Annotated in this window: 24 protein-coding genes and 3 tRNA genes; 19 read left to right on the top strand and 8 right to left on the bottom strand. The window is 64.7% G+C overall.

Annotated elements, in window-relative coordinates:
* Both J7643_08760 and J7643_08765 read left to right on the top strand, forming a co-directional pair.
* Complete coding sequence (locus J7643_08760; protein MBO9540668.1) at positions 1-975, top strand: ribose-phosphate pyrophosphokinase; 975 nt, start codon at positions 1-3, stop codon at positions 973-975.
* Between the two features lie 3 nt (positions 976-978).
* Positions 979-1,557: an aminoacyl-tRNA hydrolase gene (locus tag J7643_08765; protein ID MBO9540669.1), complete on the top strand. Its 579-nt coding sequence runs from the start codon at positions 979-981 to the stop codon at positions 1,555-1,557.
* Positions 1,558-1,598: 41 nt separating this feature from the next.
* Here the strand turns inward: J7643_08765 and J7643_08770 are convergent, their stop codons facing one another.
* Together J7643_08770 and J7643_08775 are read right to left on the bottom strand one after the other, a co-directional pair.
* A complete protein-coding gene (locus J7643_08770; GenBank protein MBO9540670.1) occupies positions 1,599-2,273 on the bottom strand; it encodes a hypothetical protein in 675 nt (224 codons plus the stop codon).
* An 88-nt stretch (positions 2,274-2,361) separates the two neighbouring features.
* Entirely contained in the window at positions 2,362-3,114 is a 753-nt protein-coding gene (locus tag J7643_08775) for a hypothetical protein (GenBank protein ID MBO9540671.1), read from the bottom strand.
* 231 nt (positions 3,115-3,345) lie between these two features.
* Here J7643_08775 and J7643_08780 point away from each other — a divergent pair, with 231 nt between their 5' ends.
* From J7643_08780 to J7643_08810, 7 genes are all read left to right on the top strand, one after another.
* Positions 3,346-3,993 (top strand): Ig-like domain-containing protein, encoded by a 648-nt coding sequence (locus J7643_08780; GenBank protein MBO9540672.1) that lies wholly within the window; start codon positions 3,346-3,348, stop codon positions 3,991-3,993.
* Positions 3,994-4,002: 9 nt separating this feature from the next.
* Positions 4,003-5,016 carry a hypothetical protein gene (locus tag J7643_08785; protein ID MBO9540673.1) on the top strand — a complete coding sequence of 338 codons (1,014 nt, stop codon included), beginning with the start codon at positions 4,003-4,005 and terminating at the stop codon, positions 5,014-5,016.
* A 10-nt stretch (positions 5,017-5,026) separates the two neighbouring features.
* Positions 5,027-7,912: an IPT/TIG domain-containing protein gene (locus J7643_08790; protein ID MBO9540674.1), complete on the top strand. Its 2,886-nt coding sequence runs from the start codon at positions 5,027-5,029 to the stop codon at positions 7,910-7,912.
* 11 nt (positions 7,913-7,923) lie between these two features.
* Positions 7,924-8,898, top strand: coding sequence for an IPT/TIG domain-containing protein (locus J7643_08795; GenBank protein ID MBO9540675.1), 975 nt, complete (start codon positions 7,924-7,926; stop codon positions 8,896-8,898).
* A 35-nt stretch (positions 8,899-8,933) separates the two neighbouring features.
* The gene (locus tag J7643_08800) at positions 8,934-11,846 is read left to right on the top strand and encodes a hypothetical protein (GenBank protein MBO9540676.1); all 2,913 of its coding nucleotides are present in this window, start codon (positions 8,934-8,936) and stop codon (positions 11,844-11,846) included.
* A 67-nt stretch (positions 11,847-11,913) separates the two neighbouring features.
* Positions 11,914-11,986: transfer RNA gene (locus J7643_08805), tRNA-Thr, on the top strand.
* Between the two features lie 421 nt (positions 11,987-12,407).
* Positions 12,408-12,716, top strand: coding sequence for a hypothetical protein (locus J7643_08810; protein ID MBO9540677.1), 309 nt, complete (start codon positions 12,408-12,410; stop codon positions 12,714-12,716).
* 25 nt (positions 12,717-12,741) lie between these two features.
* On the opposite strand, the gene J7643_08815 is transcribed toward J7643_08810, so the two are convergent.
* Positions 12,742-13,596 carry a hypothetical protein gene (locus J7643_08815; protein MBO9540678.1) on the bottom strand — a complete coding sequence of 285 codons (855 nt, stop codon included), beginning with the start codon at positions 13,594-13,596 and terminating at the stop codon, positions 12,742-12,744.
* A gap of 167 nt (positions 13,597-13,763) precedes the next feature.
* Between J7643_08815 and J7643_08820 the strand changes: the two genes are divergently transcribed.
* Positions 13,764-14,339 carry a type 1 glutamine amidotransferase gene (locus tag J7643_08820; GenBank protein ID MBO9540679.1) on the top strand — a complete coding sequence of 192 codons (576 nt, stop codon included), beginning with the start codon at positions 13,764-13,766 and terminating at the stop codon, positions 14,337-14,339.
* 10 nt (positions 14,340-14,349) lie between these two features.
* On the opposite strand, the gene J7643_08825 is transcribed toward J7643_08820, so the two are convergent.
* Positions 14,350-14,913, bottom strand: a complete 564-nt coding sequence (locus tag J7643_08825) for an endonuclease III domain-containing protein (protein MBO9540680.1) — start codon at positions 14,911-14,913, stop codon at positions 14,350-14,352.
* A 201-nt stretch (positions 14,914-15,114) separates the two neighbouring features.
* Here J7643_08825 and J7643_08830 point away from each other — a divergent pair, with 201 nt between their 5' ends.
* Positions 15,115-16,857, top strand: coding sequence for a PAS domain-containing sensor histidine kinase (locus tag J7643_08830; protein MBO9540681.1), 1,743 nt, complete (start codon positions 15,115-15,117; stop codon positions 16,855-16,857).
* Here the strand turns inward: J7643_08830 and J7643_08835 are convergent.
* Positions 16,854-18,182, bottom strand: a complete 1,329-nt coding sequence (locus J7643_08835; GenBank protein MBO9540682.1) for a hypothetical protein — start codon at positions 18,180-18,182, stop codon at positions 16,854-16,856. The two genes, J7643_08830 and J7643_08835, sit on opposite strands and share 4 nt — an antisense overlap.
* A 109-nt stretch (positions 18,183-18,291) precedes the next feature.
* A complete protein-coding gene (locus J7643_08840) occupies positions 18,292-18,498 on the bottom strand; it encodes a hypothetical protein (protein ID MBO9540683.1) in 207 nt (68 codons plus the stop codon).
* Between the two features lie 218 nt (positions 18,499-18,716).
* Here J7643_08840 and J7643_08845 point away from each other — a divergent pair, with 218 nt between their 5' ends.
* Positions 18,717-18,884, top strand: coding sequence for a hypothetical protein (locus tag J7643_08845; GenBank protein ID MBO9540684.1), 168 nt, complete (start codon positions 18,717-18,719; stop codon positions 18,882-18,884).
* Positions 18,885-18,938: 54 nt separating this feature from the next.
* Here the strand turns inward: J7643_08845 and J7643_08850 are convergent, their stop codons facing one another.
* Entirely contained in the window at positions 18,939-19,475 is a 537-nt protein-coding gene (locus tag J7643_08850) for an inorganic diphosphatase (GenBank protein MBO9540685.1), read from the bottom strand.
* A 216-nt stretch (positions 19,476-19,691) separates the two neighbouring features.
* Here J7643_08850 and J7643_08855 point away from each other — a divergent pair, with 216 nt between their 5' ends.
* The 3 genes from J7643_08855 to J7643_08865 all read left to right on the top strand — a co-directional run bounded on the left by J7643_08855 (position 19,692) and on the right by J7643_08865 (position 22,730).
* Positions 19,692-20,360, top strand: a complete 669-nt coding sequence (locus J7643_08855; protein ID MBO9540686.1) for a TrkA family potassium uptake protein — start codon at positions 19,692-19,694, stop codon at positions 20,358-20,360.
* A gap of 2 nt (positions 20,361-20,362) precedes the next feature.
* Entirely contained in the window at positions 20,363-21,727 is a 1,365-nt protein-coding gene (locus J7643_08860; protein ID MBO9540687.1) for a hypothetical protein, read from the top strand.
* 373 nt (positions 21,728-22,100) lie between these two features.
* A complete protein-coding gene (locus J7643_08865) occupies positions 22,101-22,730 on the top strand; it encodes an acetyltransferase (protein MBO9540688.1) in 630 nt (209 codons plus the stop codon).
* Positions 22,731-22,778: 48 nt separating this feature from the next.
* Here the strand turns inward: J7643_08865 and sugE are convergent, their stop codons facing one another.
* Positions 22,779-23,102 carry a quaternary ammonium compound efflux SMR transporter SugE gene (gene sugE, locus J7643_08870; protein ID MBO9540689.1) on the bottom strand — a complete coding sequence of 108 codons (324 nt, stop codon included), beginning with the start codon at positions 23,100-23,102 and terminating at the stop codon, positions 22,779-22,781.
* 198 nt (positions 23,103-23,300) lie between these two features.
* On the opposite strand from sugE, the gene J7643_08875 reads away from it, so the two are divergent.
* From J7643_08875 to tuf, 4 genes are all read left to right on the top strand, one after another.
* Complete coding sequence (locus J7643_08875; protein MBO9540690.1) at positions 23,301-24,491, top strand: VWA domain-containing protein; 1,191 nt, start codon at positions 23,301-23,303, stop codon at positions 24,489-24,491.
* Positions 24,492-24,630: 139 nt separating this feature from the next.
* Positions 24,631-24,715: transfer RNA gene (locus tag J7643_08880), tRNA-Tyr, on the top strand.
* A gap of 4 nt (positions 24,716-24,719) precedes the next feature.
* A tRNA-Thr gene (locus J7643_08885) sits at positions 24,720-24,792 on the top strand.
* 74 nt (positions 24,793-24,866) lie between these two features.
* Positions 24,867-25,060 (top strand): elongation factor Tu (gene tuf / locus J7643_08890; GenBank protein MBO9540691.1); only part of this gene is annotated, 194 nt, incomplete at its 3' end.

Here is a 25,060-nt window from a genome sequence, read left to right on the forward strand (position 1 = left end):
ATGCTCTCCTCTCGGCGCGGCGAGCGGGTCCACATCCCGCAGCGCTCCATGAAGATCTTCTCGGGGTCGGCCAACCCGGCGCTCGCCGAGGAGGTCGCCACCTACCTGGGCACCGAGATCGAACCCATCAAGATCGCGAACTTCTCGGACGGCGAGATCTACGTCCAGATCCAGAACTCGGTGCGCGGGGCCGACGTCTTCTTGGTGCAGCCCATCTGCCACCCGGTCAACTACAACATGATGGAGCTGATGATCATGCTCGATGCGTTCAAGCGCGCATCGGCCCACTCGATCACGGCCGTGATCCCCTACTACGCCTACGCTCGCCAGGACCGCAAGGCCCAGGGCCGCGAGGCCATCACGGCCAAGCTGGTCGCCGACCTGCTCACCACCGCCGGCGCCACCCGCGTCTTGACCATGGACCTGCACGCCCCCCAGATCCAGGGCTTCTTCAACATCCTGGTCGATCATCTCCACGCTTCGCCGGTCTTGGTCGAGTACGTCCGCAAGAAGAACTTCGAGGACCTGGTCATCGTCTCGCCCGACGTGGGCGGCGTGGCGCGCGCCCGCTCCTACGCCAAGAAGCTCGACGCGCCCCTGGCCATCATCGATAAGCGCCGTCCCAAGCACAACACCGCCGAGGTCCTCAACATCATCGGCGACATCAAGGACAAGACCTGCGTCATCCTCGACGACCTGGCGGACACCGCTGGCACCCTGACCGAGGTCGCCAAGCTCCTGATGGCTCAGGGTGCTCGCGCGGTTTACGCCTGCGTCACCCACGGCGTGCTCTCGGGGCCCGCCATCGAGCGGATCGAGGCCTCGCCCCTTTCCGAACTCATCATTACCAATACCATCCCCCTGCCCGAGGAGAAGCAAATCTCCAAGATCAAGGTCCTCTCGGTGGCGGGGCTCTTGGGCGAAGCGATCCTGCGCATCCACGAGGATGCGTCGATCAGCACCATGTTCGAGTAGGCCATGAAGGTCGTCGTTGGCCTCGGGAACCCGGGGAAACAGTACGAGGAGACCCGCCACAACGCGGGCTTCATGGTCGTCGAGCGCCTGGCCAAGGCCATGGGCGTCGAGGGCAAGCACGAGCCGCGCTTCGAGGCCATGGTCGGCGAGGGGCGTCTCGGCACCGAGAAGGTGATCCTGGTCGAGCCCCTCACCTTCATGAACCTGTCGGGCCGCTCCATCCAGAAGGTGCTGCACTTCTACAAGCTCACGCCCGACGACCTCATCGTCGTCTACGACGACTTCGCCATCCCGTGCGGCACGGTGCGGGTGCGGACTTCGGGCTCGGCGGGGGGCCACAACGGCATCTCGTCGACCATCTCCTGCCTCAACACCCAGGCCTTCCCGAGGGTGCGGGTGGGGGTCGGGCCGCTGCCGCCCGGGGCCTCGACCACCTCGTTCGTGCTCGGCAAGTTCCGCCCGGATGAGCTTCCCTTGCTGGAGCAGGGCCTGGACGACGCGGTCGGAGCGGTCGAAACGGCCATCCGCCAGGGCTTCACCGAGGCGATGCAGCGTTTCAACGCCGCCAAGGCCGTGACCTAATTCAAACTGAAAAGCCGCCCTCAAGCGAGGGCGGCTTTTCTTTAGCTTTTCATCCAGTCCGGCAGGCGCTTCAGGCCTCGGTCCAGGTAATCCCTGGCGTGGGCGGCGGCGAGGCCGGCGGCGACCTCGGCGACCTGCTCCAGGCCCATCACCGTGAAGAGGTCCTTGCTGTCAGGCGTCAGGCCGATGCGGACCAGGTCCTTGAGCGGGAGCTTGTCGAGGCCGGCGCTCAGGTAGGCCTCGGGGTGGGTGTCGTAGGCGAACTGCTTGAAGGCCTCGTCGTCCAGCTCCAGCTTGTCGAAAGCGGCCGGGTCCGCCTTGAGGCGCGCCTCGATGGCGACCTGGAGGTTCATGCGCGCCTGGGCGAGCCAGGCCTGCCCCGTGGGCGAGAGCTTGGGGGCGAGCTCTTCAGTGAAGCGCTTGGCGTACTTCTCGCCATAGTTGAGGTAGTAGCCAGGGGGCTCCACGCCCGGGTGCCGGCGCTGGAAGTCTTCGTAGCGCGCCCGGTAGTAGTCGGTGCCGCCGAGCTTCGTCATGGGCTGGGGCGGAAGGGCGACGGTCACCGAGGCCTGGGCGACCGCCGACGAGAGCATCAAAGCGTCGTTCGACAGTCGTGCCTTGGGTAGCGTGGCCTTGGCAGGAGCGGTGCCCTCCTCGGCGGCGCGGGGCTTGGGGATGAGGCCCGAGAGCGGGGATTGGCCGGAAATCTTTTGCATGGGTCTTTACCTGTGAGGCGTGGGACGAAAAGACGCCTGTTCGGTATATACCCGAGCAGGCGTCCTGAACGCGTGGCGTCGCGTGATTTTAGGTGATGGCCTTGTGAACGTTGTTCACGAAGGGCTTGCGGATAGTCTTTTCATACAGGTAACCGAAGCCGATGCCTGCCGCGATGCCCAGGGCCGTGCCCACGAAGGGGATGGGGATGAGCGAGCCCAGCGTCGCGCCGATGACGGTGCTGGTGGCGCCGATGCCCGTGTAGGCGGCGGTGTCCACGGCGAAGGTGGCGATCGCCTTCGAGGGGGTGATCTCGCCCCGGGCGACGTCGATCAGGTTGGTGACGCCCGAGACCACGGCCGAGACGAGGAAGTTGGACTTCAGCGCGCCGACCCACATGTTCATGCCGCTCTTGAGGGCATTGCCGATGCCGTTCAGGCCACCGCTGAGGCCGCCGCCGATGACGCCACCGCCGGTGCCGCCCATCACGCCGCCTGATAGGCCGCTCGCTGCCACCCCGCCGGCTGCCGCTTCGGCGCCGCTGGCGAAGCCGCCGAGGCCCGGGTTCATGACGCCGCCTGCCGCTCCGCCGCCGATCCCGCCGGTGAGGCCACCCGTGAAGCGCGAGAAGAAGTTCTTGACGCCGTTGAGGAGGTTCGAGCCGATCCCGGAATCGAGCCCCACCTTGATGAGGGGGGTGCCTATGCGGACGGTGCTGGTGAAGGAGTCGCCCGCGGGAGCCTTCTTGGGGCCACCCGCCTGGACATCGACGCTCTGCACGGCCGGCGCGTAGGTCTTCGTCCGAACGGAGAGATTGTTGTTAACGCCGCTGATGCCAGCCATGAGGGACCTCCTTGCGTGAGGGAAACGGTTACCTGAGAGGGTTATGACCGTTAGGACGGTGTTAATCGGTTATCGGACGGTTAAGTCACCGTTAATTTCCGGGACAGATGCGTTAAGAGGGTCGGCGGACGTCATGAGATCGCTCGTCAGGAAAAGCGTGAGCCATTTGCCTACGTTCGCCTGCTTATCTCAGGGGTATAGACTTCCCTGAGCTTTGTCATGGAGAATCTAATGGCGTTTCGAGTGCAGAGAAGCGAGCGTTTCCCCCTCTTTGCGTTCCTGGTCGCAGGGGGCCTCCTTGGGGCTTGCGCGAGCTCCGAGGACTTGGGCCACCTCGAGCCGCTTGCCATCGTTCCGTCCGAGCGCCGGACCTCGACCCCAAGCCCGACGCCGACCCCTACTCCGACGTCCACGCCGAGCCCCAAGCCTACGCCGACCCCAACGCCGGAGCCTACCCCGACTCCCGAGGCGACCGCGACGCCCTCGCCGGAGCCAACCTCGACCGCATCGCCCGGCCCCACGCCCTCGCCCGAGCCGACGCCGACTCAGGCCCCGACGGCACAGCGGGTGGTGGTCTCGCCCAATTCGGCGACGATCAATGCCAAGTCCCCTTCGGGGCAGGGCGCGCAGGGCTTCGTCACCAGCATCCGCCTGGTCTCGACCGTCGCGATGTCTGACGGCAGCACCAACGAGGCCGTGACCTGGTCCACCTCGGACCCCGCTCGCGCGACGGTCGGTGCGGACGGCACGGTGCAGGCGCCATCCACCGCCACGGCCGGAACCGTCACCATCACCGCGACCGCCCGTGGATCGAGCCTCTCGGCTTCGGCCCTGATCACCGTGACGACGCACGGTCGCGTCAACGTCATCGTCAAGTAGGAGAAGATGATGCGCTTCCCCGTCCTCCCGTCTCTGTCGATCGTCTCGCTGCTTGCGCCTCTCGCGCTCGCCGCCTGCGTCTCCATGCCGCTGCTCATGCCGGGTGAGCACTCAAGCCCCCTTGCTGGCGCCGAGGCTTCATCCGCGCATCGTGAGACTTCTCGCCCGACCTTGTCCGGAACGGTGACGGTGACCGTGGCTTGGCCCGAGCGGCGGGATTACCGGAGCCAGGCCATCCCCTTGCGAACGAACGCGCTCACCGTCCAGGTGCTGGACACGTCCAATCATGTCTTGGCTTCGGCGGTCCTGAGCCGGCCCCAGGCGGGTACCTTGCCGACGACCGCCAACCTCTCGGTGCCTGCCGGTCCCAATCGTCTCGTCGTGGTCAAGGCTTATCAGGAGCAGGTACCCGGCTTCGACTCGCTACCGCTCGCCCAGGGAAGCGCCACCGTGACCGTGGAGCCGAGCAGCGAGGTGACGGCGGATTTAACCCTCGTCCCGGCCGACATGCCCGAGATTCTCTCCATCCCTGCCAATGGGGCTCCCCTCTCCTCCATCGCGATCGATGGCAGCGGCTTCGAAGGCTGGGGCCAGCCGGTCGAGGTGCGTTTCGGAGGCATTCTCGCGCCTTACGTCTCGGGGACCGAGAGCCGGCTTTCGGTCGTGGTGCCGAGTGACGCCGAGGACGGCCCCATCACGGTGAAGGCCGACGGCCTGACGGCAACGAGCTCGGAGAGTTTTCGGATCATCCGAGGGCTCTCGTTGAGCCCAGAGAGCGCCGTCGCCTCGGCCGGAGCTCGCATCGACTACGCCCTGAGCGCGATCGACAGGCACGGCGCTTCGATCCCCGAGCCAAACGTCGCGTGGTTCTTCGAGCAAACCTACCCCATCCTGCCGCCTCCCCCAGGGACCCCCGCATCCATCCTGCTCGACGGTCATTTCACCCCCGGCTCCACGGGAAGCTACGAGATACGCATCGTGGCGGGGCGCCTCGTCGCCACTGCCTCGGTCACGGTCAACTAGGAGGGTCACCATGCTTCAGCCCATCAAGCGCCGCCGGCCCGGTATCGCCCCTGGGATGGCCGTTCTGCTCGCGTTTGGCGTCACCTCCTGCGTGGCTCCGGCTACCACTGGTTTTTCGAGCTTGCCGGATGCCCCGGCGCGCACCTCGGACGGCACGTCGAGCCTCGAGCAGGTGGCGGCACAGTCCCGCGCGACCGACACTGCCATTCGTGGCACGCTGTCAGTGCCCGAGAGCCGCGCGATTCAGGCCGCGCCGGACTATGCCGCCAAGAACGCGACCCTGACGCTCGTCTCGCTTGCGGACAACCTCACCATCGTCACCGGGCGCACCAACGCCGACGGCACCTTCGTGCTCGGCCTCAACGGCTTTTCCCCCGCCCCCGGCTCGACGTACCTGCTGGAGGCGAGTCGGGGCCTCAACAACAACGCCGCGGGTAACGAGGTCGCACGCTTCCGCACCTTCTTGACCTGGACGGGGGGCGCCTGGACGAGCGTCTCGGGCACGGCGGTCGTGATCAACGCCCAGACCACCGCGGTGGCGGTCATCAGCAGCCTCGATCCCCTCAACGTGCCGCCTGGCGGCACCATGAACAAGGTCTCTGGTACCAGCCTCAACGCCTCGCCGGCTTTGACCAATCACCCCAACTCCGAGATTGCAGCGCTCGCGACTGAGATGCTCAATTACCTGATCAAGGACTTCGACCCGGTGCGCAACACGGCGAACATCGGGCCGAGCATCACCACCCTGACCCCGTCGAATCCGGCGCCAGGTGGGGCGATGACCATCTCGGGCAGCGGCTTCTCGCCGATCCAGAGCGGCAACGTGGTCCTCTTCGGCGCGGCGACCGCCTCGATCTTCACGGCTTCGTCCACGGCGCTCGGGGTGTTCGTGCCCCCCGGCGCGCCTTTCTTGGGGACCGTCACCGTCAAGACGAGCCTCGGGGCGAGCAAGGAGGCGGCAAGCTACACGCTCTCCGCCACGGGGGGCGGCGGCGGTGGCGGCGGGGGAAGCGTTGGCGGCCTCAGCGTCTCGGCCCTGGTACCTGCCAACGGGGCGCCGGGCGACTCGATCATGATCCGGGGGACCGGTTTCAGCCCGGTCCTGACGGACAACGTGGTCAAGTTCGCCGGGGTCGATGCCGAGGTCACCTACGCCGACAGCGAGATGGTCGTGGCCAAGGTGCCCGCCGGGGCAGCCTCGGGCCCCATGACCATCACGGTGGGCGGGGTGACCAAGGGCTTCTTCTTCAACTTCACGGTGCCTATCATCGCGTCGTTCAACCCCAACACTGGCAACGAGTTGACCTCGGTGACGGTCAACGGCCAGAACTTCGCGACCCAAGGCCCCCAGAGCAAGATCCGCTTCAACGGGGTTCCCTCGCCAAACATCACGTCCTGGTTCGGGACGCAGGCGGTTGGCCTTGCGCCGCCCCCTTCGCTGAGCGCACGCATCTCGGGCCCGCTCACGGTCCAGTCGGACGCGGGGATCATCAGCCAGAGCGGAGGACCCTTCACTGCCCGCCAGAACGTCGTCGAGAACTTCGCGACCACCAACCAGCGCAATGCCGGCACCAATGCCGCCTGGGGAAGTAACGCCCTCCAGCCGGCAGCGGCGGTCACGACCTTCACCCAGACCAACTTCAGCGCCAACACCAATGTAGGCGTGCTGCTGAATGCTAGCAACCAAGTTACGGTGCAGCCACTCGCGATCGCCCATACCGGACAACAGCCAGGAAATTCCTGGTGCGCGCAGTTGGGGGTAGATGGGACCAGCTACTTCATCAACAACGGAGGCACCGTCTATCGCTATTCCCTTCTCGACGGTTCTTTGCTGGGTACGCGTGCGATGGTGTATCAGAGCTCCTCGGCTGCCTATGTTTACCTGGCTTCAGAGAATGCATACGCGGAAATTGGCGGGAACGCGGCAAGCATCTACAAGTTCAATGCTTTCGCAGGTTCGTATATTTCCGGCGGCTTCTCGCATACCCCTTTTATGGCTTCGAACGGAACTCATTACCTGCTCAGCAACGGCTGGGGGAGCCATCAGATCACCAACACGAGCTTCGGTGGGGTTGCCAGCCCCTTTAGCTTGGGCACCACGAACTTTTCCGCTGCCGGCTTCACGGGTTCAAGTACGTTCCTCTACAAGGATTCGGCTGCAGCGACCATCACCACCTTGATGGCACTGACGTACCCTTCTCCGTCGTCGGCGGCTACTAGCTTGCCCTTCAGCATCGGAAGCACCGGTCTTAGTAACATCGGGTCCCCGACCATCGGCTCGAATGGTACTCACCTCTTCATTCTGGGCTCAAATGCGGCCTACAACGGTGGGGCACTGTCGCTCTTTAAATTCAACGTCAGCGGATCGGCGATTACGCTTGGGAGTGGTTCAACCGGCACCTCGGTCACCTCCGCCATCAGTCTGCCGGCGAGTTCCCTCTGGGATACCGTCACCTTCAACCGGACGCTTCCGGCTGGTACGACCCTCACGGTGGATGTCCTCGATGGAGCGACCAACGCCGTGCTGATGAGCAACGTTTCGATCGGCGCGAGCCTAAATGGCATCACCGCTGCCAGCATCAAGCTTAGGGCCAATCTAACAGGGGCGGTGGCTGCAGTGCCTGTGCTCACCTCGTGGTCGGTGACGACGCGCCCCTCGTATGCCATTTCCAACGGCTATGATACGGGCACCAACTACGGCGTCTACGAGACTCCTGTCATCACCGCGAACAATGCCAACTACGCCTTCGAGTACTCGGACAGCGCGGATAACAGCGCATGGGGGTCCTGGGTATCGGATATCACCACGCTCAGTCGTCGTTACATTCGCTATAGGGTCAACTTCTCTGGGTCAAACACCCAGATCACCCGCATCACCCTGCCGTATACCTACTAGGGGAAGACGCCATGCGCCGAGCGATGATGTTGCTGATCGTGGGGCTGGGAGGCTGCGCCCTCCCGCCCGGGCCTGAAACGGCCGTGCCGGATCTGGTCGGGCGGGTGGATTTCGGCGCGACGCGCACGAGCCAGGCGACCCTTGATGAGGTCGGGGTGGCGGCGACCGTCACCTTGATCAGCGCCGTGACCAATCGCTCGGTTGCATCCACCATCACCGATCCGACCGGGCGCTTCTTCTTGACGTTGCGCAACTGGAAGCCCACCGCCGGCGAGGTCTACTATCTCGAGGCCATCAAGGGCTTGAGCGAGAACCTTGCGGGCAACTCGGCCGCTCGGGTGCGGACCATGGGGCGCTGGAACGCCGGCGCCTGGGAGTTCATGACCCAGAAGGAGCTCAGCATCACCTCGGGGACCACTGCGATCGCAGTCCTGACGAGTCACCTAGGCACTGCCTCGGTGCCAGTCACGGGCCTCATCGGCAAGATGATCGTCGGCCAGTCCGACGATTCCTTGATGCCTGCGACCGCCGACACCTTCCTGCATGCGGGGACCGGCATCACGAATGCTCAGTTCCACAAGGTGCACGAACTGGTCGAGCAGGCTATCGCCGCGGACACGGACCCGGTGGATCGGATCGTGCCCCTGGGGGAGACGTTCGTCCTCAAGGCCGGGATGGGGGTGGGCGGTTATGTGGTCGCACCGACCCTCCACGCCGTCGTGCCCCAGGCGGCTCCGCCCGGATCCCTCGTCACGCTGTACGGTCTTGACTTCGCTGGGGCGAAACAAGACAATGCCGTCTACTTTGGTAACCGTCTTGCCTCGATCATCAGCTCGGATCCTCAACAGCTCGTCGTTCAGGTGCCGGCGGGCGCGACCAGCGGCAACCTGACAGTCCGAACCGGCGGCGGCACGAGCGCTGCCCTGCCTTTTACCGTTACCGCAATCGCCGCCACCGATGTCGGTGGGACCTTCTCTCCACGTTGAGTTCGCATTTCGGCACAGAAAGATCGGCTTGATCCGTGGATACGAACGATCCGCACGGTTCGAAGACGCTGGCTGCCCTCGCGCCCGTTGAGTCGGCGAGAGGCGGCTGGCCTGCCCATGTGGCGCCCTTCGAGCGCTTGGCGGCATCCCTGAGTCACTCAGGCCAAGACGACCGGCTCGCACAGGCGCTCCAAGAGGCTCCGGAGGCGCTTCGAACGAGCAACCCTTATTTCGTGATGTTCCACGCGGACTTGCTGGTGGCGGATCGGGAGGATGCCCTCGCGTGCCAGTTGTACCGGCGGGCGCTTTCCCTTCAGCCCTCTGCCGAACTCGAGCGAGAGATCGTGGTGCGTCTCTTCGCCGCGCTTACCCGGCTCGGGAAACAGACGGCAATCGATCTCATGCCACGCCTCGCTTCGGAGGCGCCCTTTCTCTCGCCCTACGGCCAGGCGCTGTGGGGACACTACCGCGGGGTTCTGCATTGGCGCAAAGGGGACGTCGAGGCGGCCGGGGAGGCCATGACCGAGGTTCTCGCCATCCCTGAGCAAGTGGATCGGCGTGTCGCCTTCACCCAGTTCCGCGCGCGATACGCCCTCAGCGCCGCGGCCATCGATCTGGCCGCAATCCCGCAGGCGGCCGCCCATGCCGGTGATCTGGTCGAGCTGGCCCTGCGCCACGACTTTCGCTCCAATGTGCTGATTGCGTTCGTTCAGCACCTCAACGCCGAACTGCTCGATCAGCGCGGGGTGCCGTCGCTCGAGTCCTTCATCGGAGTGCCGGGCGGGGCCTTCGATCACGCGAGTTCGGCGGCGCGCTTCGACTTTGCGACGAGCTTCGGCATCCGCGCACTGGCCCTGGGGCAGCTCAACCTGGCCCATTCTCTGTTCAAGCACCTGGTTTCCGATGCGCGCCGCTCGTCGTTGCATCACCGGCTTGCGATCGCAAGGTTCTGGCAGATGCACGTGCTGGCGCATCAGGGGAACCTGGAGGCGGCTCAGGCGAACCTTGCCGAGATTCGAGCACTCTCGGCCCCCAAGCGCTTTCTGGCCAATTTGTGGCCCTCGTGGGCCTCGCTGATGATCCAGACGAGCCGCTTGCCGGAGGCCCAGGAGGCGTTGCGTCGGATCGAGGATGAGGCCCTCACGGAGGACGATCGGGCCCGCGTGCGCCTCTACCAGCTGGTCGCGGACGTGCTCGCCGACAATGAGGGGGCCGGGCCGCGCCTGCGACGCTTTCTCGAAGGCCCTGACGGAGAAAAACTGAGCTACCTCGAAGCGCGCTTGCTACGCCGCGTGGGGGAGGCCGATACCCTGCCCCCCCTTTGCCTGCAGCTCCTCGGGCAGCCCTCCCTCCGGGTAGGCGAGCACGTCATCGAGTTTCCAAGGCGCAAGGTCCTGTCTCTGCTCGCCTTGCTTGCGCTGCATCCCGCAGGGTTGAGCAGCGAGGAATTGGTCGCGCAGCTCTTTCCGGAAAGTGAGGACTTCGAGCCTCAGGTCGCCTTGCGCAAGGCCATCTACTTGGCGCGACAGCTGCTCAAGGCTGCGGGCATGCCGGATCCCATCGAGCATGGGAAGGGGCGCTATCGCTTGTGCCATGAGCGTTTTGCGTTGATTGACTGCCTGGAGTTAGAGAGCCTGCACCGCAAAGCGCTCGAATGCGAGCGAGAGGGCCATCATCAAGGGGCGCGCCTTTTCCATCAGTTCATCGTCTGGATGGGAGCCGCCCAGCCGTTCGATGGCTTGCCCGAGCCCTGTTTCGTTGCGCCGCGAGAGCGCTTGTTGGCCATTTATGAACAGTCGCGCGCTTATTTGCTAGCCAAGGAAGTGGCGCCCACCGATCCTGACTTGCCTTGGGGCGAGGCATGGGAGACGATCAAGCAAGCGAACCCGGCCGTCGCGCAGCGCATCCGGGCACTCCATGGCACCTGGGTGGCGGGTGATGAAGATAAGATGCAGGCGGAGATCGAGGCCCTGCTCATCGAAACCTCGATTGGCGATCGCACCGTGCGCATCGCGCGGGGCATCGTGCTGGTGCATGGGTGCATGATGGCGCTTTCGCGAGAGGCTCCTGATGCGCTCGTCTGGACGGAGCGCTTGATGACGCACGCAGCGCGCCATCCCGGCACGCTGGATCGTTTGATGGTGCGAGCCATCCGCTTGCACTCGCGCCGCCTCGATGAAAACAATCCCCTTTCGCTTGAGAGCCTGCTCGAGACTCCGTCGGATTGGCTCGTTTCAGCGGATCCCACCGCGCTTGGAACGTACTTGGCGGCCATCGGGCACTACTTCATCCGGATGGGACAGGCAGAGGTGGCGAGTCGGCTCTTTGCCCAGTTGCGCGAGGGTTTGGGGGCCACGCCTTCGCCGATCCTCGAGATGGCGATCGCCCTCGGCGAGACACCGCGGCGCGATGTGCGACCGAGTGCTGTGGGCACTTCTCGCGTACCGTTGGTGCACTTCCGATGGTTCGGCGAGCCGAGTGTGGCGCTCGCGGGAGAGGCGATCCGCTTCCCCCGCAAGAAGTGCCTCGCGTTGCTGGCCTTGCTGGCGCTTCACCCGCAAGGGCTAGAGGTCGACGCGATTTTTTCGCTGCTCTATCCCGAGGTGCGCCACTCGAATGCCAAGAAGACCATCTACACCTTGGTCGCCACCACGCGTCAGGCGCTCGATGTGAAGGGGGGAGCCGATTTGATCGTCTCGGTGCCGGGCCTCTATCGCTTGCGCACCGAGAGTCTAGGGTCTTGCGATCGTTTTGCCTTTGAACTGGTCTATGAAAAAGCCTGCGACTTGGAACGCCTGGGGAGTGTCGAGACGGCGCTTCCATTCTTCCGCTTGGCTTGTGATCTCGCTGAGCGAGGGCCGTTGTTCGAAGGTCTCACCGAGCCGTGTTTCGAAGCCTTGAGCCGCGTGCGCCAGAGACAGGTTCTGCAAGCCAAGAGCAAGGTGTAGCGACATTGCCTGGCGATTGCCCTTGCCTTGACCAGAAGCCTTGGCGCTTGTTAAGATCGGTACTTGTGCCGGTATAGCTCAATTGGTAGAGCACCTGATTTGTAATCAGGCGGTTGCGGGTTCGATTCCTGTTACCGGCTCCTCAAAAAACCCAATCCTGAAACCAGTTTTCAGGATTGGGTTTTTTGTTGGGGACTGCCTCAGTGCCTATCGTCAATCGCCCCCGGCCCCAGGCCCAGGGGCGAACTCCGCTTCTTCGGGCTTGATGCCCGCTTGAGGATCCTGCGGGGCTTCACCCCGGAAGACGGCCCCGGCCGAGGGCGGAGGCACCTGAGGAGCGCCTGATTTTCCCTTTTCGCTCGCCTGATTCGAACGATTCTCCAGCACCACGTACCTCCTTGCCGTCAGGGAGCCTCGTGGGGGAATCCTAGGGACTCAAAGCAAGCCTTGAAAACGGGCGCCTGCTCTCAGCATTCAACTTCTGCTTGAATGCTCAAGCGGTTCTATGCAAGAATAAGAGTCTTATCGTGAAGACATCGTGAGTGTTTCGCGAGGTGCTTGATGAAAGAGAAGCGAGCAGCCATCTACATTCGGATCCTGGAAGATCCCTGTCCCGGTGGGATTCGCCATGACTGGCTCCACCAGGCCCGCTTGCGCTGCGAGACTTACGGCTGGCAACTCGTCGGCGAGTACGACGATACCCGTACCGACGATAATCGAGCGCTCGCCCACCTCAAGCAAGCGATCGCCTGTGGCGCCATCGACGTCGTGGTCGTGCGAAAGCCCGCCGATATGGGCGGAGACGGTCTCTTGCTGCTGGCCGAGCGAAGCATCGAGCTCGAAGCGATCCGCATGCCGTTCATGAACTAAGCGGCAGCCCGAGGGCCCTATCGACCTACTTGGCCAGAGGGCGCGTGAAGAGGTCGATCAGATCGACCGTGACCGCAATCGGCAGCATCACGGCCCCGGCGGATTGAGCGGCGGGGTTCTTGCTGTTGGCCAGCTCGCTGGCGCCCTGGGTCAGCCCGAAGAGGGGGGCCGAGGAGGCGGGGTTGGTCGCAGCTTTCGTGGCCGTGCCGGCGGGCCGGGGGGCCGGCGGGTTGAGCTCGTATTCGGTCTTGCGCACGCGGGCTTCGAATGCATAGAGCTTGTCGCTCGCGTTGGTGCGTTGGTCGAAGCCGACCGCCCGGAACTCGATCCACGCGGTGTTCACGAGGTCGTCGGCTGCCTTGGCGCGTGCCAGTTCTTGCTTGGCCTCACCCAGCCACTTGGCCTTGCCTTCCTTGTCGGCCGGTGGCGCGGGGTATTTCGCCAGGCCATCGATGAGCTGCTGGGCGGGCGGCAGGATGCCCGCGAAGAATTCCTTCTTGACGGCATCACCCTTGTCGAGCCTGGCGAGCTGCCGCTCGACGTCCCAGATCAGCATGGTCAGCTCGCCGACCTTACGCGTATTGGCGCTCTTGTCCCCTTCGAGCATCTGCTGGGCGCTCTTGGCCTTCAGCACTCGGCTGTATCCCTCCATCAGCCAGGGCTTCACTTCTGCGGAGGTCTTGGGTTTTGGAGGAAGCATGAGGGCCGTGTGGGCGATGTGCAGGGTCGCATCCGCCTGGGATACCCCTCGTGTCATGAGCTTATCCGCTTCTGCCCGGACCGTTGCTTGCGGAGTGGCAGGGGCCGAGGCCGGCGCCGAAGCCGGCGCCTGGGGGCGCGGACGAACGGGTGAAGCGGAGGTGATGCGGGTATCGGGCATTCGGGGACTCCTCTCGTCCACCCTCGATGACATGCGAGGGTCATGATCTATTTCCTGCATCGCAGCGACTGACTTGCGCCGATCGGCGAAACTCGTCGCTCGAATCCTTCTTGAGGTTTCGGCGCCTCCCGGTACGATGAGCCCAAACAGCGCGAAAGGAGGATCCCATGCCCCCCCTCTCCAAGGCGGATCTCACGGGCCTCAAGGTCGCGGCCATCGTCGCGGACGGCTTCGAGCAGTCCGAGCTCGATGGCCCGGTGGAGGCCTTGCGCCAAGCCGGTGCCACGGTGGACATCCTGGCCCAGGACGAGGCGCACCTGAAGAACATCATCGGGGTGCGCCACTTCGAGCACGGCCCCGGGGTCAAGGCCGATAGGCTGCTCTCGGACGCCTCGATGAACGACTACCACGCCCTCCTGGTGCCGGGCGGTCTTGCGAGCCCCGACACCATGCGCCAGTCGGAGGCGCACCTGACCTTCTTGCGGGCCTTCATGCGCGCGAACAAGCCGGTCGCCCTCATCTGTCACGGGCCCTGGGTGCTGGCGGACGCCGAGATGGCCGAAGGCCGCCGCCTGACCTCGTGGCCCGGCATCCGGCGTGACCTGGAGCGGGCCGGGGCCACCTGGGTCGACGCGGAGGTCGTGCGCGACGGCAACCTCGTCACCAGCCGCAAGCCCCAGGACATCCCGGCTTTCGCCGACGCGTTCATCGAGACCCTGGCTGCGGTCAAGCGCCCGGTTTGATAGAGGCCGCCTAAGGGTGCTGGCACCTGTCCCGTAAGGGGCAGGTGTCGCACTTGGGCGCCTGGGGATGGCAGTGGTGGTGGCCCAGCGCGTCGATCAGGGCGTGGTACTCATTGAAGAGGGGGACGTCGGGGGGGAGGCGATCGCTGAAGAACCGCCGCATGGCCTCGTAGCCGATTCGCTCGTCGAAGTAGCCCAGCCGGCTGAAGATCCGGCGGGTGTAGGCGTCCACCACGAAGCTCGGCAACTGGGCCGCGTAGACGAGGATGCAATCGACCGTCTCGGGGCCGAGGCCGTGGACGGCGAGTAGCTCCCTTCGAAGCTCGGGCAGCGGGGTGGCGAACATGCGCGGGAGGTCCCCGCCGTGGCGCATGACGACGTGGGAGGCCAGGGCCTTGAGCTTTTGCGTCTTGGCCCGGAAGTAGCGAGAGGGGCGGATCAGCTCCTCGATCTGCGTGTCGGGCGCCGCGTGGAGGGCGCGCCAGTCCAGCAGTTCCGCTTCCTTGAGGCGCCTGATGCACGTTTCCACGTTGCGCCAGGCGACCGACTGGGTCAGCAGGGCCCCGACCATCATCTCGGTCGGAGAGTCGGCGGGCCACCAGCCACGAGGGCCGAAGTGCGCCAACAGGCCCTGGTAGATCGCCTGCAGTTCCTCTGGTTGAGCGTCTTTTAGAATCACGGGTCCAGTCTACCAGAGCGCGGCATCGACCAGGAGACGCTCTCATGTTGTCCATGCGCGCGATCGGAGGGAGAATACGCGGTCGAGGTAATGCCCATGGAACCGACCGCCCTCGACCTCAGCGCAGGCACCCGCGACCAGCTTCAGGAGCTCAGCCGCGTATTCGGCGTGGATGAGCAGGAGGCGATCGCGAAGGTCCTCAATGACTACCTCGCAAGCCCGTGCGGCCTCCAGCATCCCCGGATGCGGGCCCTGCTCGAGAGCGAAGCCAAGCTGCTTGCGATCATCGAGCACGCCCCCGACGTCATCTTCGTCAAAGATCTCAAGGGACGCTACGAGCTGATCAACCCGGCCGGCGCGAGGGTTATCGGGCTCGCGCGTGAGGCGATCATCGGGAAGCGAGACGTGGACCTCGTCTCACCCGAGCTCGCCGCCTCCCTCGAGGAGGCGGATCGGTCGGTCATGAGCAGCCACCAGCCGCGCCTTTCGGAGGAGCGCTTCTCCAGCGATGGGGCCGAGCGGGTGATGCAGACCATCAAGTTTCCCTACTTCTCCCGAGAGGGCCGGTTGCTTGGGCTCATCGGGATCGGCCGTGACGTCACGGAGCAGAAGCGCCTCGAGAGCGCCCTGAACGAGCTGGCGCAGGGGCTCTCGGCCTCCACGGGGCGTACCTTCTTCACCTCGATCGCGCGTTATCTTTCAAAGGCGCTGCACGTGGGCCACGTCCTGATCGAGGTGGCGACCCCCGATCCGACCATCATCCGTGCGGTCACTTGGTTGAGCCCAGGAAAGCTGGAGGAGGACTTCTCTTACTCGATGATCGGGACCCCATGCGAGTTGGTCTACGGCAAAAAGTTTCTTGCCTATCCGAAGGATCTGGCGACCCACTTTCCAAAGGACCCCTTCGTGAAAGAGATCGGCCTGGAGAGCTACGCGGGGATCCCGCTCTTCAGGTCCGACGGGGCGCCCTTGGGGATCGTGGCCGTGGTTCACACGGCCCCACTGACCAACATTCCCTACGTCGAGATGCTGCTGAAGATCGTCGCCAAACGCATCGAAGCCGAGCTCGAGCGGCAGCTCGCCGAAGAGGAGGTCATCCATCAGACCGTCGAACTGGAGAAGACCAAGGAGCTTGCGCGGTTGAGGAGCAGCTTCGTCAACTCCGTCTCCCACGAGTTGCGAGGCCCCCTGACCTCGGTCATCGGGTATGCCGAGTTCCTGGAGGATGCCGTGGGCGGTACCCTGACCACCCAGCAGGCGGAGTTCGTCCGGCAGATCCAGAGCGGGGCTCAGCGCCTGCAACGCTTGGTTGGCGATTTGCTGGATTTTGCCCGGATCGAGGCGGGGACCTTCCGGATCAACCTGGAGGAAACCGATCTCGCCCCCAAGATCCGAGGCCTCCTCCAGAGCTTTCGCCCCCAGATCGAGGAGACCAAGCTTGATCTGAGCCTCGAGCTTGCCGAGGAGCCGCTCGTCCTGCGGGTCGATCCTCAGCGCATCGAGCAGATTCTCGGCAACTTGCTCAGCAATGCCATCAAGTTCACTCCGCCGGGGGGGCGCATCACCATCCGGGTCCGTCGCGAACAGGGAATGGTCCGCTTCGAGGTCGCCGACTCGGGGGGTGGGATCGCCGAGGAGGACCAGCCAAAGCTCTTCAGGCCCTTCAGCCAGCTCGATGCCGGAGGCCGAAAGGCCAAGGGGACCGGTCTCGGCCTGAGCATCGCCAAGACCCTGGTCGAAGCCCATGGGGGCACGATCGGCGTGAGCAGCGCCCTGGGAAAGGGGGCCACCTTCTGGTTCACCCTCCCGGCGCTGAGCCTGGCTAAACTGCCTGCTTAGCCGTTGTGATCCTTGCGCTCGGGGCCGTAGGGGCCGAGTGCTTCGAGAACGCGGGACCAGCCCACCTCGCGATCGAAGGCGGTGCGCTTGTACTGGGCGAAGAGGGCCTCGTTCGTCGCCTGATCCCCGGTGGTGAGGCGGGTCATGACCGTCAGGCCGTGCATGCCGGCGCGGTTGGCCTCGTCCGAGAGGGCTACGACCACCGCGCCGTCGAGCGCGCGGCGCACCTGGGCGCATGCCTCGCTCAGCGCGGGGTCCCGCAGCGCTTCGAGCTTCTCGCACAGGTCGTAGAGGTCGGTCTGGGTCTGGGAGCGTCCCCAGTTCCGGCTGCTCTCCAGTGCCGCCTGGATCTCGGCCTTGCGCGTCGGCATCAGGGCGAGCAGCGCTCGGCTGACGGCCTTGAGCGGGGCGATCGCCGCCGGCACCTTCCGCAGATCGGTCGCCGAGTAGGTGGTCGCGGTCCGGAGCTCGGCGGTCTGGATCGCCATCCCCTTGGTGACGTAGGCGGTGGCGAACTCGCGGGCGGTGACGGTCGGGTTCTTCGCGAGCACGTCCAGGTTGCGGTAGAAGAGCGAGTCCTGGCCCGAGCGGGTGAGCATGCCGTCCTCGGAGGCCACCAGGTAGCCCACGCTGTCCGAGAGCTGATAGCCGACTTCGACCGAGGCCATGAGACAGGCCTTGGTGGTGAGGACGTCCACCCCCTTGCCGCCGGTGCCTTGCTTGATGGCTCCGTGCAATTCGGGCAGGAAGATGCGGGTGCGTGAGTGGAAGTCGTCGGCGATGCCGAGGGGGCCGTGGCCGTGGCTGCGGATGTCGAGGACCTTGAGGCGGCCGGGATGCTTGCCGAAGCCCCAGGACACGAACTCCTGGAGGTGCCCGGCGCTGCCGGAGTCGGGATCGCTCAGGCCCATGTAGGGCGAGGCGTAGGCGTTTTCCCGCGCATCCGGGGTCACGAAGAAGCGGTACGCCCCGCCCTTCTCCCGGTGGCTCACCTTCTCGAAGCCCTTGGCCCACGAGAAGCGGAAGGCGAAGACGTCCGCCGAGACCAGCAGGTTCATGTGCTTCGGGTCGACGAGGCGCTCCATCACGTCGAGATCGGACGGCAGGCTGCCCTGGAGGTTGTTGTCGACGGCCTGGTAGCTGAGCACCGTGCTCGCCTTGAGGGGGCTCGAAGCCGGGAAGTCGCCCTCGCTGGCCTTGGCCCGGAAGGTCCCCTCACCCTGAGCGCCCGGCCCCATGAGGCTCGGCGCGCCGCAGCCCGCAAGCATGCTCACGGTCAGTCCGAAGAGGGCGAGGCGCGACAGGGGACGATACGATGCCGACATGGATGCTCCTTTTCGATGATGGGGGCAACCTCTCATCAACTTGTCGGAGCGACGGCCGGAGACTAGGTAATCAATACGTTAAATCGATAGAAAGTTTCGGTAAGGCTTCTTACCAGAAGCGCCACCAAGGCCGCTTGGTCGTGGCCTTGAGCCCCTCGAAGGGGTTGTGCTTGGCGTTGCTCTCGGCGAACTTGCGCAGCAGCCAATCGCCGGGGTTCTGCTCGCGACCGCCTTCCAGCGTCAGCTTGAGGGGGCCGGTGGTGAAGGACGCCGGCTGGATGGAGCGGACCCGCGAGGTGTTCGTGCTGAGGCTCATTTCCCATTCCTGTGGTGAAGACGCGACGTCGCTAGCTTAGCTCCCCCGAGCGGGCGGGATCGGTGACCGACGCCTCCATGACGCTCTATGCCCCCAGTGGGCGGGCGCGACAACCTGCGATCGCTTCGCCCGAGAGGTGCTATACTCGGTATCGACGAGATTCATGGCCAAGTCCTGCCGCGCGCCAGCCGCCGTCAGGCACTGTGAAGGAAGAAATCATGGGACACGCATCCGCCGCCCACGCCCCCCAGGTCGAGTCGACCGAGCCCCCCGTGCTCTCCGCCGGGGCCGGCGTCGTCATCGGCGCCGTCTTCATGGCGCTGTACCTCACCCTGCTGGTCTACCTCTTCGCCGCGAGCGCCGGCAGCGTGCCGGCCGCGCACTAGTCGAGACGGCAAAGGGCCCCGGTCGCTTCAGCGACCGGGGCCCTTTTTGGTTGATTACTTGAGCGCGAGCGCGGACTTCTTGAAGTTCTCGTGGCACTCGAGCAGGTAGTTCTTGGCGAACGCCTCGTCCTCCCAGCCCATGATGGTGGGGTAGAGGTTGTCGAGGTTCTTGTAGACCTGGAAGAAGTGCTCGATCTCGAGCAGCAGGTGCGGCGAGACGTCGGTGTGCTTGGTGATCTCGGTGTAGCGGCGATCCTTGCTGGGCACGGCCAGGATCTTGAAGTCCTCACCCTTCTCGTCGGCCATCTTCAGCAGGCCGATGGGGCGCACGCGGATGATGCAGCCGGGGAAGGTGGGCTCTTCCATCGGGACGAGCACGTCGGCGGGGTCGCCGTCGCCCGCCAGCGTCTGGGGGAAGAAGCCGTACTCGGTGACGTAGTGCAGGGGGCTCGAAAGCACCCGGTCGAGCCGGAAGTTGCCAGTCTCGGATTCGTACTCGTACTTGTTGCGGCTGTTCTTGGCGATCTCGATGATGACGTCCGCTTCCTGGGGGAAGCGATCGCCCAGCGGATAATGGTAGAGGCTTTGCACTTTCGTCTCCTAAGGCTCATTTCGGGGATTTTTGCCCCATCGCGCATCTGCACAAACTCCAGGCATGGGGCGAGCCTGGGCGCTTTCGCGACTTGAAGGAACGGCTTTGCTAGACGCCCTTAACGCGCTCAGAATATAGCATACGCTTATTCGGAGCGGCAAGATCGGTCTGCGTCTGCTACCATCGCAGGAACTTCGCCGCACGAGGAACTCACCATGCCGCAACCACGCAAGCAAATCGCCGTCATCGGCCTCGGTCGCTTCGGCCGCAGCGTCTGCCGGACCCTGCACCAGCAGGGCCACGAAGTGCTCGGGATCGATGCCTCGGAAGAAGAGACCCGCTCGGCCCAGGCCGAGGAGATCGCCACGCACATCGTCCAGGCGGATTCGACCGACCTGCACGCCCTCGAGGAGCTCAGCCTCTCGGGCTTCGACACGGTCGTGATCGGGATCGGCACCGACCTCGAAGTCGCGGTCCTGACGGCCCTCAACCTCGTGGAGCTCGGCGTTTCCCAGATCGTGGCCAAGGCCTCCCACGAGAAGTACGGCAAGGTCATGGAGCGCGTCGGAGGCGAGGCCATCCGCGTCGTCTACCCCGAGATGCAGATGGGCGAGCGCGTCGCCAACGCCATCAGCGGCCAGGGCATCATCGAGATGATCGAGCTGGACCCCGATTACAGCATCATCGAGGTGCCGGCTTCGCCCCTCTTCTTCGGCAAAACCCTCGGGGACACGGGGTTGCGCGAGCGCTACGGCGTGACGGTCATCGCCATCAAGGGCAAGGGCGGCGTCAACATCGCGCCGTTGACCGGAGACCGGATCCACCCCGGGGACATCCTGACCGTGATCGGCGACAACAAGCGCTTGAACCAGCTACCTCGCTAGCCGTGACCTCCACGAAGGCCGCCCGCCGCAAGGGGCCACAGCCCAATGCCTCCCAGCTGATCGTGCTCGGCTACCTGAGCTTCATCCTGCTCGGGGCCATCCTGCTGATGCTGCCCATTTCCCACGTGCCGGGCCCGCAGCCGGGGATCGACGATCTGTTCTTCGCCGCCTCCGCCGTCACCACCACGGGCCTCGCCCCGGGGGACGTGGTGGATCGCTACTCGCCCTTCGGCCAGGGCGTGCTGATGCTCTTGATCCAGCTCGGGGGCCTCGGCTACATGAGCCTCTTCACCCTGACCATGCTGCTGATCGGTCAGCGCATCTCCCTGCGCGATCGCCTCAACATCCAGGAAGGCCTGGAGCAGCCGGGGATGGCGGGGCTCGTGCGCTTCGTGCTGAACATCGTCGGCTTCTCGCTCGTGGTCCAGCTGGTGAGCGCCTTTTTCCTGGCCTGGACGATGGTGCCGGAGTTCGGCTGGTCCAAGGGCCTGGTCATGACCCTCTTTCACGTCGTCGGCGCCTTCAACAACGCGGGCTTCCCCTTCTTGCCCGAAGGGGCCATCCACTGGCAGCGCAACGCCGGGGTGCTGCTGGTCCTGGCGATGACCACCGTGATCGGGGGCCTCGGCTTCAACGTGAACCAGGAGCTCGTGCGCCGCTACCTCTTGCGCCGGGCGCCGAGGCAGCGTTGGAACGTGCTCATCGGCATCGTGCTCGGCCTGACGGTGGCCCTGCTTGTGAGCTCGACTGTTGTCATCTGGTATTTCGAGGCGCGAAACCCGAAGACCCTCGGGCCGCTTCCCTTGCACCTGCAGGCGGCGAATGCCTTCTTCATGGCCGTGCAGCCCCGATCGTGCGGCTTCAACAGCGTGGAGGTCGAGGCCATGGCCCGCCCGAGCCTGCTCTTGATGCTCGCCCTCATGTTCATCGGGGCGGGGCCGGGCTCGACGGGTAGCGGCATCAAGCTGACGACCGTTGCCGTCACGGCGGCGGGGGTCAAGGGGGTGTTGCAGGGACGCCAGGAGATTGCGCTGGATTGGTTCAAGCGGCGCCTGGACGAGCGATTGGTCCGCAAGGCCTTCGCCGTCGTGCTGCTCTCGCTGGCCGTGGTGGCCTTCTCGACCCTCTTGCTCGCCTCGATCGAGTCGCTGCCCTTCTTGCCGATCTTGTTCGAGGTGCTCTCGGCCTTCGGCAACGCGGGCATGTCCATGGGGATCACCGGTCAACTCAGCACCGTGAGCAAGCTCATCCTGATCGCGACCATGCTGATCGGGCGCGTCGGGATGATCACCGTCATGCTTTCGCTCTTCCCGTCGCGCCGGCGCTCGGCGATCCGGTACGTGGAGGAGCCCCTGCTGATCGGCTAGCAAGAGGAAACCAGCCGCAGTAACTTCCTGAACGCGTCAGGCCGGGCGCTTATCGGCGAGCCCGGCCTGGTTGGGAAAGAGCGTTAGTCTTCGTTTGCGGCATCCGCGCTCGGGGCTTCGTCCTGCTTGAGGGACTTGAGCTCGCGGTATACCCGCACCATGGCGGTCAATTCTTCGATAAAGTCGGGCAAAGTGTCTGTCTTTTGCATGGGGTGCTCCTTTGGGGCTGAAAATACCAACCAAACCATCATACCAAGCTTGTTCGAAAGCTGCGGTGATCGGCGAACTTGGTTGCGCGGATCACCGCGAAAGCGCTTGTTCGCGGCTATTCTGGAGGGGTTTCCACGGTTCGTGAATGGAGCTGACCCCACCAATGCGCCGCCGCCTCTACATCATCGGCACAGGCGGCCTGGCCCGCGAGATGGCCATGGTCGCCGAACAAGTGAACGCGCGCGAGCACCGCTGGGAGTTCGCGGGCTTCATCGGCAGCGGCTCGGCGGTGGTGGGCAAGGACCTGGGCCTGGGCATCATCGTGGGCAACGACCGCTGGCTCCTCGAGCAGGACCAAGAGGCGGACCTGGTGATCGCCATCGGCCGCCCCAACGTGCGCGCGGCGGTGCTCGCCGAGTACGTCCAGCAAGCCGATCGCTTCCAGTTCCCCAACCTGATCCACCCCGACGCCACCCTGGACTTTCGGCGGATCGACTTCGGCCAGGGCAACGTGGTCTCGGCCGGCTGCCGCTTCACCTGCGACATCGAGGTCAGGGACTTCAACCTCTTCGGGGCCAACGCGACCGTCTCGCACGACGCCGTGATCGGCAGCTATAACGTCGTGAGCCCGGGGGTCAACATCTCGGGTGGGGTGCAGATCGGCGATCGCGTCCTCTTGGGGCCGGGCAGCCAGATCATGGGCTACGTCTCGATCGGCGACCAGGTGATGATCGACCCGGGGTTGGTGGTGCGCCACGACGTGCTGGCGCCGGAAGACGTCTTTCTCGGCTAGCAAGAAGGGGGCGCCTCGCGAGGCGCCCCCTTTTTACGGATGGATGGCTTAGTGGGCGTTGCCCGTCATCTTGACGCCGAGGATGCCGGCGATGATGAGCGCCACGAAGAGCAGCCGCATGGGGTCTTTCGATTCGCCGAGCAACAAGATGCCGACCAACACCGTGCCGACGGCGCCGATGCCGGTCCAGACCGTGTAGGCCGTTCCCAGGGGCAGCTGCTTCATGGCCTGCGCCAGGAAGACGAAGCTTGCGATCATCACGACCACGGTGCCCACGCTGGGCCAAAGCTTCGAGAAGCCCTCGGTGTACTTGAGGCCCGTCGCCCAGACGATTTCAGAAAGCCCTGCAATGAGTAGCCAGATCCATGCCAATTGGTTTCGCTCCTTACTTCGCCGCCCGGGCGGCGAAAAACAACCCGGCGATTCTATGCCACCGGCCAGTTCGGGTCAATGAACCGTGAAGGAGGGAGTTTCTTTCGGTTGTGATCGTTTCGGTGATCGGTGGCAGCGAGGATAATAAAACGGTTGCTTTCCTGTTCGAGCCCTCGTCGTCCCCGAGAGGAGATTTGTATGCGTCTGGCTTCGCGTCTGAGCGCCCTTGCGGCCTTGTCGTTGACCTTCACCTGCATCGCGGGGTGTACGACCACCGGGCTCTTCCGCAGCACCTTGCCGAGCGACATGGCACCCGCTCAGGGCGAGGCCATCGCGCCGAACGGGAGCTTTGCTTCGGGGGCTCCGGGGAGCGAGCAGCAGGGTTCGGGGCTCAAGGGCGGCGAGGTGGACGACAATGCCGACTTCGCGGCGTACCTGACGTATCTCTCGAGCTTCTCCGGCGGTGGCGTCGCGCCCCTGGATGTCTCCGAGCGCTTTCAGTTTTGGTTGAGGGATCCGGCCTCGCGGAGTGTTCCCAACGCCACGGTCACGGTGCTCGCGGGGGTCGATGAGGTGTTTTCGGCGAAATCCGCCAGCAATGGCCGGGTCCTCTTCTTCCCCAAGGCCTTCCCGCTTGCCGCGCAGGCGAGCGACTCGTTCACGGTGCGGGTCGAGAAGGGGGCACAGCAGTTCACCCGGACGATCCCGAAAGACGGCGCGCGCGACGTGGTGCTCGAGTGGCCCGAGGCGCGCGCGGACATCGCGCCCAAGCTTGATCTCTGCTTTACCCTGGACGTGACGGGCAGCATGGGGGATGAGCTGAGCCGAATCCAGACGACCATCGGGGACATCGCCGCGCGGATCAAAAGCTTGCCGGATGCCCCGGTGCTTCGCTACGGCTTGGTGGCGTATCGCGATCGCGGCGACGACTTCGTGACCCGGCACTTCGACTTCACCCCCGACCTGGACACCTTCCGTGCACGCCTCAACTCGCTGGCGGCGGCGGGCGGCGGCGACTACCCCGAGGCCCTGAACGAGGGCGTCGGAACGTCGCTCAATGCGCTGAGCTGGGATGCAGCAGAGAGCGTGCGCCTCATGTTCATGGTGGGCGACGCCCCGCCGCACCTGGACTACCCGCAAGACGTCCCCTACACCACCCACATGGTCAAGGCCGCAGAGCGCGGCATCAAGATCTACCCGCTCGGGGCGAGCGGCCTCGACGCCAGGGGGGAATATGTCTTCCGGCAGATGGCGCAATTTACCGGCGGCAAGTTCCTGTTTCTCACCTACGGCGGGCAAACCTCGCATCAGGTGGGGACCGTGCAGGAGAACAACCTGGATGATCTGGTGGTGGGCATTGTGAAAGCCGAGTTGGCCGATTTGAAATAAAGTTGGCGAGAAGGGTTGACACCCGGTTAAGGCGGTGATAAGTTTGAAGAGTGGTTGCGCGTTGCATCGCAGCGGGCCGCCACCGAACGAAATCAAGTCAGCGCCTTGTGTGCCCCGGGGTTTCGCTCGCAATTTATTTGGAGGGATACCCAAGTGGCCAAAGGGATCTGACTGTAAATCAGACGGCTCTGCCTTCGTAGGTTCGAATCCTACTCCCTCCACCACCAAGCCCACGTAGCTCAGTCGGTAGAGCGTATCCTTGGTAAGGATAAGGTCACCGGTTCAATCCCGGTCGTGGGCTCTTTTCTTTGCTTATTTGATTTTTTCCGGACCCCAGCATAACTAACGGCTACTTGAGGAGGAATCACCAAGACCATGGCCAGAGCGAAGTTCGAGCGTAACAAGACGCACGTCAATATCGGCACGATCGGTCACGTCGACCACGGCAAGACCACCCTGACCGCCGCCATCACGATGACGCTGGCTGCCGCCGGCAGCGCGAAGGCGATGGCCTACGCCGACATCGACGCCGCCCCCGAAGAGAAGGCCCGCGGCATCACCATCAACAC

It is taken from the genome of bacterium, from assembly GCA_017744355.1.
GTDB lineage: Bacteria > Cyanobacteriota > Sericytochromatia > S15B-MN24 > UBA4093 > JAGIBK01.

Bases quoted from the DNA above. Each gene is read 5' to 3' on its own strand.
- J7643_08760 (MBO9540668.1), top strand. From the start codon at position 1: ATGCTCTCCTCTCGGCGCGGCGAGCGGGTCCACATCCCGCAGCGCTCC.
- J7643_08765 (MBO9540669.1), top strand. From the start codon at position 979: ATGAAGGTCGTCGTTGGCCTCGGGAACCCGGGGAAACAGTACGAGGAG.
- J7643_08770 (MBO9540670.1), bottom strand. From the start codon at position 2,273: ATGCAAAAGATTTCCGGCCAATCCCCGCTCTCGGGCCTCATCCCCAAG.
- J7643_08775 (MBO9540671.1), bottom strand. From the start codon at position 3,114: ATGGCTGGCATCAGCGGCGTTAACAACAATCTCTCCGTTCGGACGAAG.
- J7643_08780 (MBO9540672.1), top strand. From the start codon at position 3,346: ATGGCGTTTCGAGTGCAGAGAAGCGAGCGTTTCCCCCTCTTTGCGTTC.
- J7643_08785 (MBO9540673.1), top strand. From the start codon at position 4,003: ATGCGCTTCCCCGTCCTCCCGTCTCTGTCGATCGTCTCGCTGCTTGCG.
- J7643_08790 (MBO9540674.1), top strand. From the start codon at position 5,027: ATGCTTCAGCCCATCAAGCGCCGCCGGCCCGGTATCGCCCCTGGGATG.
- J7643_08795 (MBO9540675.1), top strand. From the start codon at position 7,924: ATGCGCCGAGCGATGATGTTGCTGATCGTGGGGCTGGGAGGCTGCGCC.
- J7643_08810 (MBO9540677.1), top strand. From the start codon at position 12,408: ATGAAAGAGAAGCGAGCAGCCATCTACATTCGGATCCTGGAAGATCCC.
- J7643_08815 (MBO9540678.1), bottom strand. From the start codon at position 13,596: ATGCCCGATACCCGCATCACCTCCGCTTCACCCGTTCGTCCGCGCCCC.
- J7643_08820 (MBO9540679.1), top strand. From the start codon at position 13,764: ATGCCCCCCCTCTCCAAGGCGGATCTCACGGGCCTCAAGGTCGCGGCC.
- J7643_08825 (MBO9540680.1), bottom strand. From the start codon at position 14,913: ATGATGGTCGGGGCCCTGCTGACCCAGTCGGTCGCCTGGCGCAACGTG.
- J7643_08830 (MBO9540681.1), top strand. From the start codon at position 15,115: ATGGAACCGACCGCCCTCGACCTCAGCGCAGGCACCCGCGACCAGCTT.
- J7643_08835 (MBO9540682.1), bottom strand. From the start codon at position 18,182: ATGTCGGCATCGTATCGTCCCCTGTCGCGCCTCGCCCTCTTCGGACTG.
- J7643_08840 (MBO9540683.1), bottom strand. From the start codon at position 18,498: ATGAGCCTCAGCACGAACACCTCGCGGGTCCGCTCCATCCAGCCGGCG.
- J7643_08845 (MBO9540684.1), top strand. From the start codon at position 18,717: ATGGGACACGCATCCGCCGCCCACGCCCCCCAGGTCGAGTCGACCGAG.
- J7643_08855 (MBO9540686.1), top strand. From the start codon at position 19,692: ATGCCGCAACCACGCAAGCAAATCGCCGTCATCGGCCTCGGTCGCTTC.
- J7643_08865 (MBO9540688.1), top strand. From the start codon at position 22,101: ATGCGCCGCCGCCTCTACATCATCGGCACAGGCGGCCTGGCCCGCGAG.
- J7643_08875 (MBO9540690.1), top strand. From the start codon at position 23,301: ATGCGTCTGGCTTCGCGTCTGAGCGCCCTTGCGGCCTTGTCGTTGACC.